This window comes from Candidatus Paceibacterota bacterium, assembly GCA_035583355.1.
Lineage (GTDB): Bacteria > Patescibacteriota > Minisyncoccia > Phycocordibacterales > UBA6899 > JAJZQJ01.
This window is the reverse complement of sequence record DATEZQ010000002.1, coordinates 20248-36680: the sequence shown is the minus strand read 5'-3', so window position 1 is coordinate 36680 and position 16433 is coordinate 20248. Positions and strand designations below refer to the sequence as shown.

Here is a 16433-nt window from a genome sequence, read left to right as displayed (position 1 = left end):
TATTTATGCACAGTACAGAACGCAATATTTTTCGCATTGGAGTACCACTCATAGCATTTTTGCTTGTGTGCACGTTTTCTGTTTCAGCGAGAGAAGTTGCTGTTTCTAATCGTACATTTGTGTCAGGAATGACGGCACCGTTCTCTTCTTCTCAGACCATAAATTTTACGGTGCATGGGGGAGAGGTGCTCGGAGCATCGACCCCAATGCGCGTGTATTTGTCTGTCGACGGACTGTATGAGGGAGGAGGAACACTTGTGCTTCGTCTTGATGGTGATGCAGCTACTGATCAGACATATGTGTTGCCGAATACTGCAAGCCCACTTCCACTTGCGCTAGTCTTTGGAGATAAGACTGGAAAGCTTGCTGCAGCGACGGCAGGAGATTACCTGCATCAGGTGACATTCATCCCTAGTGGTGTGACTCTTTCAGGAACGAGCGTGCATGTTACGAATTCCTACACCCGCGAGATTGGGAATAACTGTCCTGATGGTGCACCACAGACAGAAAAGATGAAGACTGTCGAATTTTTTATCGCACAGGCACCATCAATTTCTGGAGTAACTACATTTCCCATCTCGTATGCAATCAATGACAATATCACTGGAATATCTGGTCCCGTTACGAGCGCATACATAGAAATGGTTGGTCTATACGTTGGCGGCGGAGAGGTTGCTGCATATTTCAATGATCGAAATATTGATGGGATGACACATACACTCATTGCAACATCCGAGCCAACACAGTTTGATTTTTTGTCGGCAAATGTTCGTAATGTCTTTCAGCGCGGAAGTGCAGGAAATTACTCACAGAACATTACCGTTGATCCAGGTGCAGTAGCACTTCTCAATGTTTCAATAAAGCTCGTACTTACGTATCGATTTCATCCCGCACAAAGTAATTGTGGTGGTTTCCCTCCTACGGGTACCGCTGAGAGCGTGGTGCTCGATACGCGTGCACCAAAAGGGGTATTGTATAACAGTTTTACTTGGAGGGGACAACTCGGTGGAGCGGGTAACGACAAAGGGAGGGTGCGTTTTCAGATGGCAACTGCACCATGTGTAAACGGTGCAACAAATTTTCCAGTCTGCACCGTTGGGGCATGGAGCTATATTGGCGGGCCATCGTGCAGTAGTGGTGATTGGTTCACTACCATGGGGCCTGATATCCCCTTTGATCTGTTCCGCTCGGGGTGTAGTGCATTGCTTGATGGCAAACAGTATTATCGATACAAGGTGCAGCTGTGCGCGGATGATTGTCTCGTCGCCGGTCCAACTACTCCCAGTGTTGATGAAATATTCCTCTCGTGGTCCCCATAATATATGAGTAGTGTAATCTACAAGAAGGGTATATCGATTATTGAGCTTCTCATCTATGTGGCGATTTTGGCAGTCATCGGTGTTGTTCTTTCCGGATATTTCGTTGCCGCACTTCGTGCGCAATCAGAGCATGATCATCGTGATGATCTTGCAAATGGAGTACAAAATATAACCACAGTGCTCAGGCAAGAGGCTGCGCGTGCAGTACAGCTGATGAACCCTTCACCGGGAGCAACTTCCACTTCACTTCTTATTATGAATGTCGACGGTGCGGTGCTGTTTCAACTTAATGGGAGTATGTTGCAGCGCATCAGTGGAAGTAGTACTGTGCCGCTCGCGAATACTCGCGTTCGAGTACGCACATTGTGGTTCGAGGGAAATGCTTATGTTGAGCCACGCTTGGGGGCCACAAGCACAAGTGTGCGGTATCATGTCGTCCTTGAGCACCTTCAGGCACCAGAGATGTTGCGGAGCGTCGACGGTACATTACTCATAGGAAAAGATACATTATGAGCAAGCTAAAAATAAAAGGTGCGGCGAGTATTCCGCTCGTCCTTGGAATCGGTATTCTTGTTTTTCTTATTGCGATAAGCGTAACTTCAGTTGAGACCGCACGAATCTATCTGACACAAGCGAATGCTGACGGCGCTCAAGCAATGCAGTATGCACAAACAGGTCTTCGTGATGCGTTACAGCAACTTGCCCGAAATAGGGATGTTGGTACAAGTACAGCAATTGTCTTCAATATTGAAATGGCAACAAGTGGATGTGCGACACTCCGGGCATGTGCTCGTGTTGCAGTGAGTAATGGTATCGGTACGGTCGAATCGCCAAAGATCATTTCTGCACTTGGATATCACCGCAATGCCCGGAAGGGCTTGCAAGCAGAAGTGGTGCTCGATACCTCAGGGTGGGGCACACTCCGCGTAACTACTCTTGGCGAAACACTTAATCCTTTAGGTCTATAAACATATATGCAACCAAAAACCATACTTATCATAGAAGATGATCAAGCACTTACAGAGGCAATTTCTCTGAAACTTGATCGTGCAGGATTTCAACCCATAATGATGATTTCCGCAGAACATGCGATGCAATGGCTCAGCGATCACATACCTGATCTGATTTGGCTTGATATACTTCTCCCGGGAATGTCGGGGATAGACTTTTTGGAGTACCTGCGAAAAGATGAGCGTTATCGAAGTATTCCAGTTCTTATCGTATCTGTATCAAGTGGACCAGACAAAATGAAGCGAGCTTTTGAACTGAATATTATTGATTTCATCTCGAAGTCGGATCATGAGATCAAGGATGTTGTTGGGCAGGTAAGCGCATATTTCGAGGATCCTACACGAGGTGGGGTGGTAGCAGGCGCGCAAAAAAATACCTGATTGTATATTACCTAATATTTGGTATACTAACAATAACTATGGCAGATAAATGGGTACTTGTCGTTGAAGATGACGTCTATATCGATAAGGCGTATCGTGCGAAATTCGCACACGAGCAGATTCTCGCTGAATCCGTTGGGGATGGTGAGGCTGCTTTAGCGATACTCAAAAATAAATCTGAAAATTTACCCTCCCTGGTATTGCTGGATATGATGTTGCCAAAAAAGAATGGATTTGAGGTGCTTTCCGAGATGAAAGCCAACCCAAAGTGGAAAACGATACCGGTCATCATCTTGTCGAATCTTGGGCAGGAATCCGATGCCCAAAAAGGTCTCGCACTGGGCGCAGTCGAATATCTCGTAAAAGCAGACACCAAAATCAACACAATAGTTGAGAAGGTCCGAAGCTACTTGCGCTAGCGAATCATCGCGCCCGAAGTCGTGTTCGAGCGCTTTTTGTTCAACCGCTCTGCGATGGTGCGCTATGTTATAATTGTCCTATGCAATTAGATTGGGCAAGACGCCGTCAAATAATTACTCTCGCAATCGTTATTGGTTCCTTGTTGCTCATTGGGACAAGTATTTTCTTTATTGTGAAATCACGACCAAGCTGCTTCGATAAGGTACAAAATCAGGATGAGACAGGAGTAGACTGTGGGGGGATTTGTGCCGCACAGTGTCGTGATACACATCTGGGCATCAATACATTGTGGACAAAAACTTTTTTGGTTCGCAAGGGCATGTATGATGTTGCTTCGCTTGTTGAGAATCCCAATCTTGATGCGAGCATCCCGGAGCTGAGCTACACTGTCGAGCTTTTTGATGATGAGGGGAGAACTTTGCTTTCACGAACCTACAGTACTTTCGCAAATGCCGGAGATCACTTTACGCTCTTTGGCGGTGGGTTAGACACTCAAGGTGTAGATGCTGCGCGAGCGCGTCTCACTATTTTGCCAGGCTATAAATTCATCAAGGCAACACCTCCTACGGTACGCAAGGTGTCTGTGCTTGGATACGAATTGTTAACGCCAGATACTGCTCCGCGACTCATTGCAACACTTCAAAATCAAACGACAGATACACTTCGTCACGTGCCTGTTACCGCAACTGTTTCCGATAGAAACGGTCCCGTTGGTGTATCCGAGACCTATATCGATGAATTAGCTCCAAGGGAAACCAAGCAAGTAACGTTCACTTGGCCACAAAAGTTCACCTATGAAGCGAAAGGTCAGGCATGCGCAACGCCGGTAGATGTTATTCTTGTGCTCGACCGATCGGGCTCAATGGCTTCAGATGGAAAGAATCCGCCACAACCACTTTCTATGGCAAAGAGTGCTGCAGAAGATTTTGTGGCACAACTTTCTGCTGAGGATCAGGCAGGATATATTTCATTCGCTACTGAAGTAACAAGCCCTATTGATCAACCCTTAACGAAGGATCTGCTTCGTGTGAGCGGCGCTATTGCAGGTACTGATATTTTGACGACAGGTTTGCAGTATACGAATATTGCTGCAGCCCTAAATGCTGCACGAGACGAGTTTAGTACACAGCGCAAGCGTGAGATGGCGCGACAAGCGGTTGTCATGCTTACCGATGGTGCTCCTACTGATCCGAAGAACCCCGCAAATCCACAGGATACGGAGTACCCCATATCGCTCGCGAATGATGCAGCAAAAGACTTGAAAGCAAAGGGGGTAACTCTCTATACAATAGGACTGGGAAGTGATGTGAATGTGGATTTTCTGAAAGGGGTTGCATCATATCCTGAATATTATTATGCTGCTCCATCGGGGAGTGAATTAGGGAAAGTCTATAAGCAGATTGCAAGCACCATTTGCAAAAAGGGTCCATCTGTCGTAGAAATAATCCCAAGGATATATGAACTTGGAGAAACTGCGACACATTGATTGGATTACCTACCTCATTCTTATTCCCATTATGGGAGCAGGGCTGGTTTCGATGTATGCTTTTTCGGGAAGTAATACATATTTCATCAGGCAACTCGTTTGGATTCCAATTGCATTCTTTGCCTCTATTGGAGTTTCTTTCATTGATACGCGCATTCTTCGTAAGTCACACGTGATTGCAATGCTCTATGGGGTGATGGTTTTCTTGCTTGCTGCACTGTTTGTTATGGGTAGTGCGTGGAAGGGGGCAAAAGGTTGGTTCAACCTCGGTTTTCTCGCATTCCAGCCTGCCGACGTGATGAAGCTTGTGCTCATTCTTCTCTTGGCCAAATATTACTCACGTAGGCACGTTGAGATCGCTCATGTGAAGCATATCATTATCAGTGCTGCGTATGTTGCGTTGCCTGCACTGCTTGTGCTTTTACAGCCTGATTTCGGTTCCGCAATCATTTATCTCGCGCTTTGGTTTGGTATGACGGTAGTTTCAGGGATTAATAAGAAGCATCTCTTTGGGGTACTTGGCATCGGAGTTATACTTTTTGGTCTCATGTGGGGATTTGTGTTCACGCAACATCAGAAGAATCGTATCATTACCTTTATTGCACCACTTACTGATATTCGTGGCTCTGGATGGAATGCATATCAGTCGACCGTAGCTGTTGGTTCTGGGCAAGTGCTGGGAAAGGGTATTGGGGAAGGAACCCAATCAAGGCTCAAGTTTCTTCCAGAGTACCAGACTGACTTTATTTTCGCTGCATATGCAGAAGAGTGGGGTTTTATCGGGGTGACATTGCTTTTCATCTGTTTCCTTGTTTTGGTGATGCGCATATTGCATGAAGGTATGCTTGGTGCGACAAATTTTGAAACACTATACGCGGCGGGACTGGTTATCTTCATTATTGTGCAATTCATCATTCACGTAGGAATGAATATCGGCTTGATGCCGGTTACAGGACAGACATTGCCATTCATGAGTTATGGTGGCTCGCATTTGCTGACTGAGTTTGTTGGCCTCGGTTTATTGATGGGAATGAGACGCTTTAGGCGCGTAGCGAATAGGGAAGAGATGAAGAATGAATTTCTTGGATTTTAAACACGCACAGAGTGCGTGTTTTGTGTACTGGACACTCGCTTTGGCATCTGCTAGCTTTGAGCAAATGCCAACTTACCGCCTCAGAAATCATTATTCAGTTTTAGCGCGACGTCTACATATGACTCGCGTGGGGGTGTTTTGGAGAAAGGTATGGAGTAACCGTACATTGCTCGCAAGGAATCGTACTCGTGCCGTTCTTGTTGGTTCAGGAGGGAATACCCGTGAACTGTTCAGACAGGTGAATGATGCAGCACATTTTCATATAGCGTTTGCTCATTTTTGCGACACAAAAGCTCTCAGTGAATCTCAGGTGATATCTTGGGTGCAAGAGTTTGTGAAGTCGGGGAGTGCGAGGGTTGTAGTGCTCGATATACGCGATGCACAAATACTCCCGATTCTTAGTGAACTTTATGCACTGAGTTTCAAAGGGGTACAATTTGTTGATCAAAATGTCATATTCGAAGAGCTCAATGAGTATGTTGCTTTGCATAGGGTGAACCACGCTTGGCTCGTCGAGAACGTTTCATTCCCTATGCATTCGATGTTTAATATAGTGAAGCGAATTTTTGATCTGCTAATCGCCATACCACTGTTCATCGTTTCTGTTCCGCTTTATATTCCTGTCTTGATTGCACTGCGACGTAATGCTCGTACTGGGCTTTCCGTACAGGAATATGTTGGAAAAAATATGAAGCGTATCTACCTTGCAAGGTTTTGTATAGCAACCACAGGTAATGAGCGTTCAACGAAATTGAACCGTTTTATATCTCGTTATCATCTTGATAAATTACCTCGACTTTTCAGTGTTATTATGGGCGACCTTTCACTTATTGGTCCACGACCTGAAGTCTCTCCTAGCGTAGAGCAATATAATGAATTGATCCCATATTACACGGTGCGTCATTTCGTTACGCCTGGACTTATTGGTTTGGCACAGTTACATGATGATCAAGTATTATCTGAAGTAGAGGGGGCTCAAAGACAGCTCGCCTATGACCTCTTCTATATGCAACATCGTTCGTTTGCATTTGATTTCAAAATTGTATTCCGTACTGTATATGCGGCTATTTCACGAGTTGGGGCATAATAAAACACGCACTTCTATGCGTGTTTTATTATTGTGGCAACGCAAGAAATCGAGCGATCATGCGTACACCCTCAATGCTTCCGAGAAGCTCATCGTGGTCGTAGGGGAGTTCAAGAAAATATTTTTCCTTCTGCGGCAGTGATGCAAAGAGATTTTCGGAGAGCTGTTTTGGTATGGTTGTGTCGTTCGAGCCCACAATGACGAGTACTCGCGATGCTGCTCTGGCCCAAGAGCTCACATAGAAGTCGTCGCGTAGGATTGCACGTACGGGGTAAAGCGGGAGAACTTTTGATGCGAGTGCTGAGAGTGAGGGGTAGGGAGCGATAAGTGCAAGTGGTGCGGGGTATAGCGCAGCGTGAAAACTTGCTGGTCCAACACCAATAGATTCACCAATAACTCCAACAGTAGCATAGCGATGTTCCGTTGCCCAAAGGACGGCATCGCTTACTTCCCTTAATATGCGAGTGCTGCTTGGCGGCGTGAGGTCGCCAAGATAACCAGGATAGGAAACAACGAGAACGCTTGCAGGGTTTTGTGATAATGCGGTGAGGTAGAGTCCTCTCGCGCACGCATTTGTTGCATTTCCGTGGTAAATGACAATCAGCGTGCTCGTGCTTTTCTCGTAAAGAACGCCATGGAGATTTTTGTATCGAAGATTATCTATAGCAGTGCCACCGTTTTCCTCTGCACACTCAGATAAGTTCTTCGCTGTAGTTTCGGGAAAATAGAGCATGTTGTCCTGCCTGAGTGTGGCATAGATTCCAAAACCAATATATACGCCAATGCTTATATACAGTAAAGATCGTATGATCGGTCGCATATGTATAGTATACACCCATGCTATAATGCCCAATGATGAATATCGTGCACGGACAATTACTTGCGAAAAAGATGGAAGCTGCGCTCGCGAAAGCGCGTGCTCAGTTTTCGATTACTCCTGGACTTGGAATCGTATTGATTGAAGGGGATGCACCAAGCAGTGCGTATGTAAAGCGAAAAGTCGACAAGGCGCGAGAACTTAATATCGAGACTACTGTTATTCGTCTCCCTCATGAGTCGACAACTGACGCGGTTATCGATGCGATTGTTACGCTTGGTGGCGATGATGGGATTGACGGCATAATGGTGCAACTACCACTTCCTGCGCATATCGATAGGTCGCGTGTGCTTTCGGCTATTCCGCTTGCAAAGGATGTTGACGTGCTGTCCCCTGACGCGCGTGCACGTTTTGCGCACGAAGAATTTCCCATCCTTCCTCCTGTTGTTGCAGCGGTTCAATATATTTTTGAGGCATACTCCGTACATACACTTGGTAGGGAAGTCCTTGTTTTGGGGCATGGCATTCTTGTTGGCGCACCACTTGCTCAATTCATGCGTCAGTGTGGTGCGCGAGTCACTGTCGTTGATCAGCCCGTGCGTGATCTCAAGGAGTTTACTAAGGATGCGCAAGTGATTATTTGTGGAGCAGGTGTTCCGCATCTCTTAAAACCTGAACATGTGAGCGAGGGTGTTGTCGTGATTGATGCAGGTATGCAACGAGTCGAAGGAAAGCTCGTTGGCGATGCGCACCCTGATGTAGCGCTTCACGCGTCACTCTTCACTCCGACACCAGGAGGTGTGGGGCCACTCGTCGTTGTTGCGCTCATGAAGAATTTGCTTATTCTCGCGCGAGGTCGCGCTAATGCCTAATTATGTTCACCTCAATCAATCAGTCGATTGCGCTTGCGTTCTATCACTACTCGTCACTCAATATATGGACTGAGTCTTTCGCCATTCTTCTTTCAGATGGACTTTTAGTGCTCGCAGTGTCGATGTATGTATTTATGCTTTTTCCACTTCGCAAAGTGGGGACGTATACGCGCACAGTGTTTCATGACCTATTTCCTCTTTTAGTAACTGCAATCATTGCACTCTTACTTAAAGATGTAGTTGTTGTCATCCGTCCGTATGCCGTGCTTGGCTTTGTTCCGTTTGTTCCCGCAACGGACCCACTTGCCTCATTTCCTTCGCTCCACGTTGCGCTTATTACAGCATTTGCGACAACACTGTGGTTTACCCATCGCCGTCTCGGTGTCTTTATCTCATTCTTGGTACCCCTCGTCATGATCGGAAGAATCGCGGTTGGCGTCCATTGGTTCACTGATGTCATTGCGGGGGCATATCTTGGCTGGCAGGTGGCGCTACTCTTTCGTTGTGCTGAAGTGCGCTGGTTGCAAAGAATAAAATGAAGATCAAGCCCAAGGGCTTGATTTTTATATTTTCACGCACGCTTTTGCATGAAGGAGGCGAGTTTCTTGCGAAATTATTCAGTGCTGTGCCGAGCGGCACCGGTAGTGTCAAGCCTTTACGGGAACATAAATACAGCTATAATTCAAGGTATTATGTGGAAAAAGCGCATTATTGCCCTCATCCTTCTCCTTGCCGGAGTAGGACTCGGGTTTACAGTCTATGCGAGCGAGAAGCCAGGAGCAAAGTTCATGGCAAAATTCCCGTTCCGTTTTGGACTTGATATCCAGGGAGGCACACAACTTACTTACCAGGCAGATACAAAGGCGGTTGCCGCAAAAGATGTCCCTGAGACAATGGCAGCGCTCCGTGATGTTATCGAGCGTCGTATCAACGCACTCGGCGTCTCAGAGCCCAATGTCCAGACAGAAGCAACACGATCAGCTACAGGTGATTCTGTGCAGCGTTTGATCATTGAATTTCCAGGCCTTACTGATGTTCGTGCTGCGACTGAGCAGATTGGACAGACACCACTCTTGCAATTCAAGACCGAGCGCCCAGAGGGAGCCGATAAGGATGCAATCAAGAAAGATCGTGATGCAGTGAAGGAGGTCTTCACGAAGGAAGGGGTCACTGATGCTGAAAAGCAGGCAGCACTGACTGCACACCCACGAGCGCTTGAGGACGCAGACTTCATAGAGACTCGATTGACTGGTGCACAGCTAAAGAAGGCTGAGGTGGTCATCGGAAGTCAGACGAATGAGCCAACGATCTCACTTGCTTTCAACGATGAAGGTCAGAAGCTCTTCGCTGAGATTACGAAGGCTAACGTGGAGAAGCGCGTAGCTATCTATCTTGATGGACAGCCAATTTCTACTCCGGTTGTGCGTGAAGCAATCACTGATGGTAATGCCATCATTTCAGGAAACTTCACTATGCAGGAGGCACGCGATCTTAAGGGACGTTTGAACTCTGGAGCGATTCCTGTACCCATTACATTGGTATCTACACAGACCATTGGCGCAACGCTTGGGCAAGATGCACTGAAGTCTGGCATGCATGCAGGACTTATCGGTATTTTGCTTGTCGCATTCTTCCTTATCATGTGGTATCGCGTTCCAGGAATCATCGCGTCACTTGCGATGGGTATCTACGTGGCGTTGATGCTCACTGTATTTAAGCTTATTCCAGTGACACTTACCGCGGCAGGTATCGCAGGATTCTTGCTTTCAGTTGGTATGGCTGTGGATGCGAATATTCTCATCTTTGAGCGCATGAAGGAGGAAATGAAGAAAGGAAAGGATCTCGGCGATGCAATGCATGATGGATTCACTCGCGCATGGACAAGTATCCGTGACTCGAATATATCATCACTCATCTCTGCCTCTATTCTCTTCTGGTTCGGTACCTCGGTGGTGAAGGGTTTTGCACTGACTCTCGGGCTCGGCGTACTTCTTTCACTCTTTACCGCAATCACCGTATCACGTTCATTCCTTTACGCACTTGGGGCATCGGGCAAGTCGAAGCTCGTACATTTTCTCTTTGGAGGGGGATTCACTAAATAAGCTCATATGTATATCATCAAACATCGCGTATTCTTCTATATCCTTTCAGGGATATTGTTGATTGCTTCAATGGGTTCGCTTATCTTCAACAAGTGGAACTACAGTATTGAGTTTACGGGAGGTGCACTTCTCGAGCTTTCTTACCAGGAGAAGCCGCAGATAGAAGATATCAAGACTGCACTCGGAAAGCTTGGCTGGGGTACGGTACAAGTACAGGCAGCAGGCGAGAAGAGTGTGCTCATCCGCACTAAGGATCTCACTGAAAAGGAGCGTCAAGAGCTCATCACTGTAGCGTCAATTGGAGAGAAGACAGAGATTGTGCGCTTTAGTTCATATGGTCCATCAATTGGAGCAGAGCTTCGTTCGAACTCAATCTGGGCGATCATCTCTGTGCTTATTGGTATTATGCTTTATGTTGCATATGCATTTCGCCAGGTCAGTAAGCCAGTATCTTCTTGGATGTATGGCTTCATCACAGTCATCGCACTTGCGCACGACGTGATTATTCCTGCCGGCATCTATATCTGGCTGAGCGCACATAATATCGGTGTTCAGATCGACGTACTCTTTGTGACGGCACTCTTGACGGTGCTTGGATTCTCGGTACACGACACTATCGTTGTGTTTGATCGCACACGAGAGAATCTTCGAAGCGGTCTAAAGGAGGACTTTGAGACAACAGTTGGTAAGTCGGTATCTCAGACATTCACTCGGTCAATCAACACCTCACTTACCGTGCTTATTGTTATTGGTGCACTTTATCTCTTTGGAGGTGAGTCGACCAAGTACTTCGCATTCACTCTTGGTATTGGTGTTATCATTGGTACCTACTCTTCGATATTCATCGGATCACCACTCCTGGTGACCATGGCGAATTTCATCGAGAAGCGCAAACGCTAATATGAAAACCATACACATTGTGTATGGTTTTTCTTTTTTGGATTCACAGGGTGGACATTCTCTTGTATGATAAGAGTCTATGTTTGCAGGCATGCTCGTTTTTGTTGGCCATTTCTTTGAAGAACTTTCTGCTTCAGCATCGAAGCATGCTTTTGCTGGTCGTGTTTTCACATATATTCTCTATGGCTTTTTAATCGAATCGATGGCTGTACTCATGTTTGGTGGAGCAGCATTATTTCAAGGGCATAGTCTTCACTATAATATTGATGCATTGCCACTTTTTGCGTTACGCATATTTTCAGAATTTCTACAGTGTGAAGTGGTCTTTCGTGCACTTGCGAACGTCGATCGTTCAACGTTCAGTTTTACGCGTGTCCTGACGATTCCGTTACTCCTTGTGGTTGATATCGCAATGGGGTATACGATTACAAATGTCGAATTTCTGGGGATTGGTATTATCCTTGTCGTACTTCTTTCGTATTTTGCAGGAGGGAAGATCCATGGGAAGGGGATTGGACTCGCACTAGTTTCCGCAGTGCTTTCTGTGGTGAACCTGACATTATATAAATACGATATTACGCACTATAATGCCGCGGCTATTTCTCAGTTTTACATCTCGCTTGCACTCTTCTCTATCTATGCGACACGGCTGGTGTTCTCAAGGGAGGATAGACAGCTTCTGGTGCAAATGAAAGCTCATCCACTGCTTGGATTCTCATTTGTTTCACAAGCATTTTCAAGTCTTTTGATATCGCTCGCATACCAGTACGCTCCTGCGTCTCTTATTCTTGCATTTTCTCGCGCTTGCTCAGTATTGTGGTCGCTTGTTTCTGGAGTATTTTATTTTCATGAAGAGAATGTACTACGCAAGGTATTTGCTTTTGCATTGATTATTGTTGGCCTCTTTGTACTTGTGCATAAATAGCTACTTGCGTACTTGTTTTTGCTATTTCATGGTGCAAAAGACGTTGACCGAAGATGCGGCAGGTGTACTATGCCAAGAGGGTACTTTTTGGAGAGGAGGATATTGTGTCTATGCAAAATCCTCCAGTAAAACCAAAAGTTTTACTTATTGAGGATGATCCATTGTTTCAAGAGCTTGCGGAAGCAGCACTTGCGGCGCATTGCGTATTTTTGGTTGCGAGTACAATCGAGGAAGGGATTCTGCTGATTGCAGAGCATGATGATATTGCAATCATTTTGCTGGATGGCCATGTGCCACTCAGTCGCAAAGATCGTCGCATGGGTACAACACTTCTGCTTGCGGAAGATCTCATGAATACAAGGCGTGGACGAATTACACTTTTTGCTGCATCAGGGGATCCACTGCTTAATGCGGCATTCGTGCATATTGGTGCTGAGCCGACGGACAAGTCGACAGCGTATGCCACAGTTGCACGTTTGTTGCATCGAACGGTAACATGAGACTCTCTTCAACAAACCGAGGTTCACCTCGGTTTTTGCTTTGCATGATGAAAATATTTTACGAGAATCAGGTTTTGTTGTGATATAATATTCATAGTATGAGTTTTCTGCAATTTCTCTCACAGAAACAAATCATCGAGGAAACAATCATTCCTGAGCTGACGCAAGAGTCTGAACGCACCAAGGGTGGCCTCGACGAGGTGCTCGCCCGTGGAGGCATGACGCAAGAACAGGTGCTCGCGCTGAAGGCTGAGTATTATGGCCTTGAGTTTCGTATCCTCGGCGACATAAAGGTTCCAGTTAGTGTCCTGCGAGACATCCCTGAGGAGTCAGCGAGACACTATTTTGTCGTCCCGCTTGCGGTGGTTGATTCAGTGCTTGAGGTTGGTATCGTGGATCCTGATTTCACGCAAGCACGTGATGCGGTGCAGTTCATTGCTGCAAAGCTTGGGATGCCATTCCGTCTATACGTGATTACTCAGCCGGATTTCAATACCGTCGTTGAGCAGTATAAGAATCTTACGGGTGAAGTGACCAAGGCGCTCTCAGAGCTCGACATGGAGAAAACGGAGGGAGTTGAATTTTCATCAGGCAGTGCTGCAGAAGAGGGCGTGGGAGGAGGTGAAGGAGAAGAAAAGATTGTTGAGGAAGCTCCAGTGACAAAGATTGTTGCCGTGCTTTTGCGTCATGCGGTGGAGGGGAATGCGTCTGACGTGCATATCGAGCACATGGGGGAGCGTGTGCGCGTGCGTTTTCGTGTTGATGGTGCAATGTATACATCAATCATTCTTCCAACGAATATCCATAGCGCTGTTGTTGCACGTATTAAGATTTTGGCTCAGCTTAAGCTTGATGAGAAACGCAAACCGCAAGACGGACGTTTCTCTGTGAAAATGGATGATCGACGTGTCGACTTCCGTGTTTCGACATTCCCAGCATATTTCGGAGAGAAGGTTGTGATGCGTATTCTTGATTCCTCGCGTGGTATTCGTCCCCTTGATCAAATCGGCCTAGATAAAACCAGAGAGAATGAACTGCGCAATGTGCTTGCGATGCCATATGGACTTATCCTTGTAACGGGTCCAACCGGTTCAGGTAAGACAACGACGCTCTATACGATGCTTGGGGAGCTTGATCGTGAGAAATATAATGTTGTTTCGCTTGAAGATCCAGTCGAATATAGCATGCAAGGCGTTTCGCAATCACAGGTGCGACCCGAGATCGGATATACTTTTGCAAATGGTCTTCGTTCCATATTGCGCCAAGACCCAGACATTATCATGGTTGGAGAAATTCGCGACAAGGAGACTGCGCAGCTTGCTATTCAAGCAGCACTTACTGGTCACCTTGTCTTCTCAACGCTCCACACCAATACGGCAGCAGGAGCTATTCCTCGCCTTATCGACATGGGCGTCGATCCATATTTGATTGCACCAACGCTCGCGTTGGTGGTCGGACAGCGCCTCTTGCGTACGCTCTGTGATGATGGCAAGACTGCGCTTCCAATGACCGAAAGTCAGCGTATTATGGCAGAAAAACAGTTTGCTGATCTTCCTGCTGAGATTCGCGCGCAGATCACCATACCTAGTTATGTGTATAATGCGACGCCTTCTGCGGCATGTCCGACGGGTACGAAGGGTCGTATTCCTGTGTTCGAATTTTTGCGACTTGATAAGGATATCGAACATGTCATTTTGACTAAGCCGGAAGAGCAGGCAATTTATGATATCGCACGTCGAAAGGGCATGATTACCATGAAAGATGATGCGCTCATAAAGGCATTTCAGGGAGTGATTCCGTTTGAAGAAATCAACAATATAATTTAGGCATGAGTCATGCGTCATGAGTCATGAGGGCGCTCAAAAATACACAGTATTATGCTGTGTATTTTGCTTTTTTCTCATGACTCATGACGCATGACTCATGACTTTGAATTTAGCATGATATAATTAACGCATGTCTGATTCAATCACACTCTATCTTGTAGAAGATGATGGTTTTTTGCTCGATATGTATTCCCAGCGTTTTTCTATGTCGGGATATCAGGTTGTAGCGAAATCAAACCCTAAGGAAGCACTTGAGCAGTTACGTTCAGGTAATAGACCTGAAATTATCGTAACCGATCTGGTAATGCCCGGTATCGATGGGTTTCAATTCTTGGAGTCGGTGCGCGCAGAGCAGCTTGCTCCCGAGGCAGTGATTGTTGTGCTTTCGAATCTTGGAGAGGAAGAAGATATCGAGCGTGCGGTGAAATTGGGCGCATTGGGTTATATCGTAAAAGCGACCTCTACTCCTTCGGAGGTGGTTGCTCGAGTAAGTCAAATTTATAAGGAGGCACAAGCCAGAAAAGTCTCTGGAAATGCGACCGTAACACAATAATATAAATATATGATTCAAGATTATCGTAAATATATTGAGGAACTTATTCTTACGGTCATTCGTGAGGGTGCTTCGGATCTCCACTTTGCAGTGGGTCGTTCTCCTACTATTCGTGTTGCACGAGTGTTGGTGCCACTGGTGAAGTATCCTGCACTTACTCCTGATGATACGCGTGCAGTCGTGCAAGAGCTTCTTGATGAGGCGGGTATGAAGCGCTTTCTCACGGCAAAGGAGTCTGACTTCTCATTCTCGTTTGGTTCAGAAGCACGTTTTCGTGGTAATGCATTTTTCCAGCGCGGTACAGTGGGTATCGCACTCCGTTTGGTTCCTCAAAAGGTGAAGACTATTCATGAGCTCGGTCTCCCTCCGGTGTTGGAGCTCTTTACAAAGCGCAAGCAGGGATTCTTCCTTTGCGTCGGTCCTGTCGGACAAGGTAAGTCGACAACACTTGCTGCAATGGTTGAAATGATCAATCGCGATCGAGCAGAAAACATTGTGACGATTGAAGATCCTATTGAGTATGTTTTTCAGGCAGATCGCTCAATGATTTCGCAGCGTGAAGTGCACTTTGATACCGATGATTTTAATGTTGCACTTCGATCATGTCTGCGTGAAGATGTGAATGTCATTCTTATTGGTGAGATGCGAGGGCTTGAGACGATTTCAGCAGCAGTGACTGCAGCTGAAACGGGTCACTTAGTTCTCTCGACGCTCCATACAAACAATGCTTCTCAGACGATCGATCGCATCATCGACTCATTCCCTGCAGGCCAGCAAGATCAGATTCGTGTTCAGCTCGCTGGATCGCTCGCAGGCATTTTCTCACAACGACTCATTCCAAGAATTTCAGGAGGTCTTGTCCCCGCATATGAGCTTTTAATTAACAACAATGCGGTCGCGAATCTTATTCGTGAGCGACGCACGCACGAAATCCCGATGATCATTGAGACAGGATCTGAGCTCGGCATGATTGATATGAATAGAATTCTTGCAGGATTAGTGAAAGCAGGGGAGGTGTCGGCGGATGTAGCCTACATGCACTCACAAAACCCTAGGTCTTTGGAACGATTGCTGTAGAAACCTCATATTTTGGCGCATCTTGCTATGCTTTGGCATGCGACTCGCTCACCGTAGAACACCTA

General features: G+C 46.4%; 18 protein-coding genes. 17 read left to right on the top strand and 1 reads right to left on the bottom strand.

Annotated features, from left to right (window positions below):
• Positions 1-5 precede the first annotated feature (5 nt).
• The 8 genes from VJ579_01225 (at position 6) to VJ579_01190 (ending at position 6796) form a co-directional block, all read left to right on the top strand.
• Positions 6-1319, top strand: coding sequence for a hypothetical protein (locus tag VJ579_01225; GenBank protein HXK37670.1), 1314 nt, complete (start codon positions 6-8; stop codon positions 1317-1319).
• Positions 1320-1322: 3 nt separating this feature from the next.
• Positions 1323-1832, top strand: a complete 510-nt coding sequence (locus VJ579_01220; GenBank protein HXK37669.1) for a hypothetical protein — start codon at positions 1323-1325, stop codon at positions 1830-1832.
• Entirely contained in the window at positions 1829-2287 is a 459-nt protein-coding gene (locus VJ579_01215) for a hypothetical protein (protein ID HXK37668.1), read from the top strand. Before VJ579_01220 ends, VJ579_01215 begins: the two co-directional genes overlap by 4 nt.
• A gap of 6 nt (positions 2288-2293) precedes the next feature.
• Positions 2294-2710, top strand: coding sequence for a response regulator (locus VJ579_01210; GenBank protein HXK37667.1), 417 nt, complete (start codon positions 2294-2296; stop codon positions 2708-2710).
• A gap of 38 nt (positions 2711-2748) precedes the next feature.
• A complete protein-coding gene (locus VJ579_01205; GenBank protein HXK37666.1) occupies positions 2749-3129 on the top strand; it encodes a response regulator in 381 nt (126 codons plus the stop codon).
• Positions 3130-3209: 80 nt separating this feature from the next.
• Entirely contained in the window at positions 3210-4616 is a 1407-nt protein-coding gene (locus VJ579_01200) for a vWA domain-containing protein (protein ID HXK37665.1), read from the top strand.
• Positions 4588-5709: an FtsW/RodA/SpoVE family cell cycle protein gene (locus VJ579_01195; GenBank protein ID HXK37664.1), complete on the top strand. Its 1122-nt coding sequence runs from the start codon at positions 4588-4590 to the stop codon at positions 5707-5709. The genes VJ579_01200 and VJ579_01195 overlap by 29 nt, the downstream gene beginning before the upstream one ends.
• A gap of 118 nt (positions 5710-5827) precedes the next feature.
• Complete coding sequence (locus tag VJ579_01190; GenBank protein ID HXK37663.1) at positions 5828-6796, top strand: sugar transferase; 969 nt, start codon at positions 5828-5830, stop codon at positions 6794-6796.
• A gap of 28 nt (positions 6797-6824) precedes the next feature.
• On the opposite strand, the gene VJ579_01185 is transcribed toward VJ579_01190, so the two are convergent.
• Positions 6825-7616, bottom strand: coding sequence for a hypothetical protein (locus tag VJ579_01185; protein HXK37662.1), 792 nt, complete (start codon positions 7614-7616; stop codon positions 6825-6827).
• Between the two features lie 35 nt (positions 7617-7651).
• Here VJ579_01185 and VJ579_01180 point away from each other — a divergent pair, with 35 nt between their 5' ends.
• The 9 genes from VJ579_01180 to VJ579_01140 all read left to right on the top strand — a co-directional run bounded on the left by VJ579_01180 (position 7652) and on the right by VJ579_01140 (position 16368).
• Positions 7652-8485: a bifunctional 5,10-methylenetetrahydrofolate dehydrogenase/5,10-methenyltetrahydrofolate cyclohydrolase gene (locus tag VJ579_01180; GenBank protein ID HXK37661.1), complete on the top strand. Its 834-nt coding sequence runs from the start codon at positions 7652-7654 to the stop codon at positions 8483-8485.
• A 2-nt stretch (positions 8486-8487) separates the two neighbouring features.
• Positions 8488-9024, top strand: a complete 537-nt coding sequence (locus VJ579_01175) for a phosphatase PAP2 family protein (GenBank protein ID HXK37660.1) — start codon at positions 8488-8490, stop codon at positions 9022-9024.
• A gap of 153 nt (positions 9025-9177) precedes the next feature.
• On the top strand, positions 9178-10587 hold the full coding sequence (gene secD, locus VJ579_01170; GenBank protein HXK37659.1) for a protein translocase subunit SecD: 1410 nt from the start codon (positions 9178-9180) through the stop codon (positions 10585-10587).
• A gap of 6 nt (positions 10588-10593) precedes the next feature.
• A complete protein-coding gene (secF, locus tag VJ579_01165) occupies positions 10594-11487 on the top strand; it encodes a protein translocase subunit SecF (GenBank protein HXK37658.1) in 894 nt (297 codons plus the stop codon).
• Positions 11488-11566: 79 nt separating this feature from the next.
• Positions 11567-12412, top strand: coding sequence for a hypothetical protein (locus VJ579_01160; protein ID HXK37657.1), 846 nt, complete (start codon positions 11567-11569; stop codon positions 12410-12412).
• Positions 12413-12522: 110 nt separating this feature from the next.
• Positions 12523-12912, top strand: coding sequence for a hypothetical protein (locus VJ579_01155; protein ID HXK37656.1), 390 nt, complete (start codon positions 12523-12525; stop codon positions 12910-12912).
• 98 nt (positions 12913-13010) lie between these two features.
• Positions 13011-14738, top strand: coding sequence for a GspE/PulE family protein (locus tag VJ579_01150; GenBank protein ID HXK37655.1), 1728 nt, complete (start codon positions 13011-13013; stop codon positions 14736-14738).
• A gap of 130 nt (positions 14739-14868) precedes the next feature.
• On the top strand, positions 14869-15291 hold the full coding sequence (locus tag VJ579_01145) for a response regulator (protein ID HXK37654.1): 423 nt from the start codon (positions 14869-14871) through the stop codon (positions 15289-15291).
• 9 nt (positions 15292-15300) lie between these two features.
• Positions 15301-16368, top strand: a complete 1068-nt coding sequence (locus tag VJ579_01140) for a PilT/PilU family type 4a pilus ATPase (protein ID HXK37653.1) — start codon at positions 15301-15303, stop codon at positions 16366-16368.
• Positions 16369-16433 lie beyond the last annotated feature (65 nt).

Excerpts from the sequence above, each read along its gene's own strand:
- VJ579_01225 (HXK37670.1), top strand. The coding sequence starts at position 6 with ATGCACAGTACAGAACGCAATATTTTTCGCATTGGAGTACCACTCATA.
- VJ579_01220 (HXK37669.1), top strand. The coding sequence starts at position 1,323 with ATGAGTAGTGTAATCTACAAGAAGGGTATATCGATTATTGAGCTTCTC.
- VJ579_01215 (HXK37668.1), top strand. The coding sequence starts at position 1,829 with ATGAGCAAGCTAAAAATAAAAGGTGCGGCGAGTATTCCGCTCGTCCTT.
- VJ579_01210 (HXK37667.1), top strand. The coding sequence starts at position 2,294 with ATGCAACCAAAAACCATACTTATCATAGAAGATGATCAAGCACTTACA.
- VJ579_01205 (HXK37666.1), top strand. The coding sequence starts at position 2,749 with ATGGCAGATAAATGGGTACTTGTCGTTGAAGATGACGTCTATATCGAT.
- VJ579_01200 (HXK37665.1), top strand. The coding sequence starts at position 3,210 with ATGCAATTAGATTGGGCAAGACGCCGTCAAATAATTACTCTCGCAATC.
- VJ579_01195 (HXK37664.1), top strand. The coding sequence starts at position 4,588 with ATGAACTTGGAGAAACTGCGACACATTGATTGGATTACCTACCTCATT.
- VJ579_01190 (HXK37663.1), top strand. The coding sequence starts at position 5,828 with ATGACTCGCGTGGGGGTGTTTTGGAGAAAGGTATGGAGTAACCGTACA.
- VJ579_01185 (HXK37662.1), bottom strand. The coding sequence starts at position 7,616 with ATGCGACCGATCATACGATCTTTACTGTATATAAGCATTGGCGTATAT.
- VJ579_01180 (HXK37661.1), top strand. The coding sequence starts at position 7,652 with ATGAATATCGTGCACGGACAATTACTTGCGAAAAAGATGGAAGCTGCG.
- VJ579_01175 (HXK37660.1), top strand. The coding sequence starts at position 8,488 with ATGTTCACCTCAATCAATCAGTCGATTGCGCTTGCGTTCTATCACTAC.
- secD (HXK37659.1), top strand. The coding sequence starts at position 9,178 with ATGTGGAAAAAGCGCATTATTGCCCTCATCCTTCTCCTTGCCGGAGTA.
- secF (HXK37658.1), top strand. The coding sequence starts at position 10,594 with ATGTATATCATCAAACATCGCGTATTCTTCTATATCCTTTCAGGGATA.
- VJ579_01160 (HXK37657.1), top strand. The coding sequence starts at position 11,567 with ATGTTTGCAGGCATGCTCGTTTTTGTTGGCCATTTCTTTGAAGAACTT.
- VJ579_01155 (HXK37656.1), top strand. The coding sequence starts at position 12,523 with ATGCAAAATCCTCCAGTAAAACCAAAAGTTTTACTTATTGAGGATGAT.
- VJ579_01150 (HXK37655.1), top strand. The coding sequence starts at position 13,011 with ATGAGTTTTCTGCAATTTCTCTCACAGAAACAAATCATCGAGGAAACA.
- VJ579_01145 (HXK37654.1), top strand. The coding sequence starts at position 14,869 with ATGTCTGATTCAATCACACTCTATCTTGTAGAAGATGATGGTTTTTTG.
- VJ579_01140 (HXK37653.1), top strand. The coding sequence starts at position 15,301 with ATGATTCAAGATTATCGTAAATATATTGAGGAACTTATTCTTACGGTC.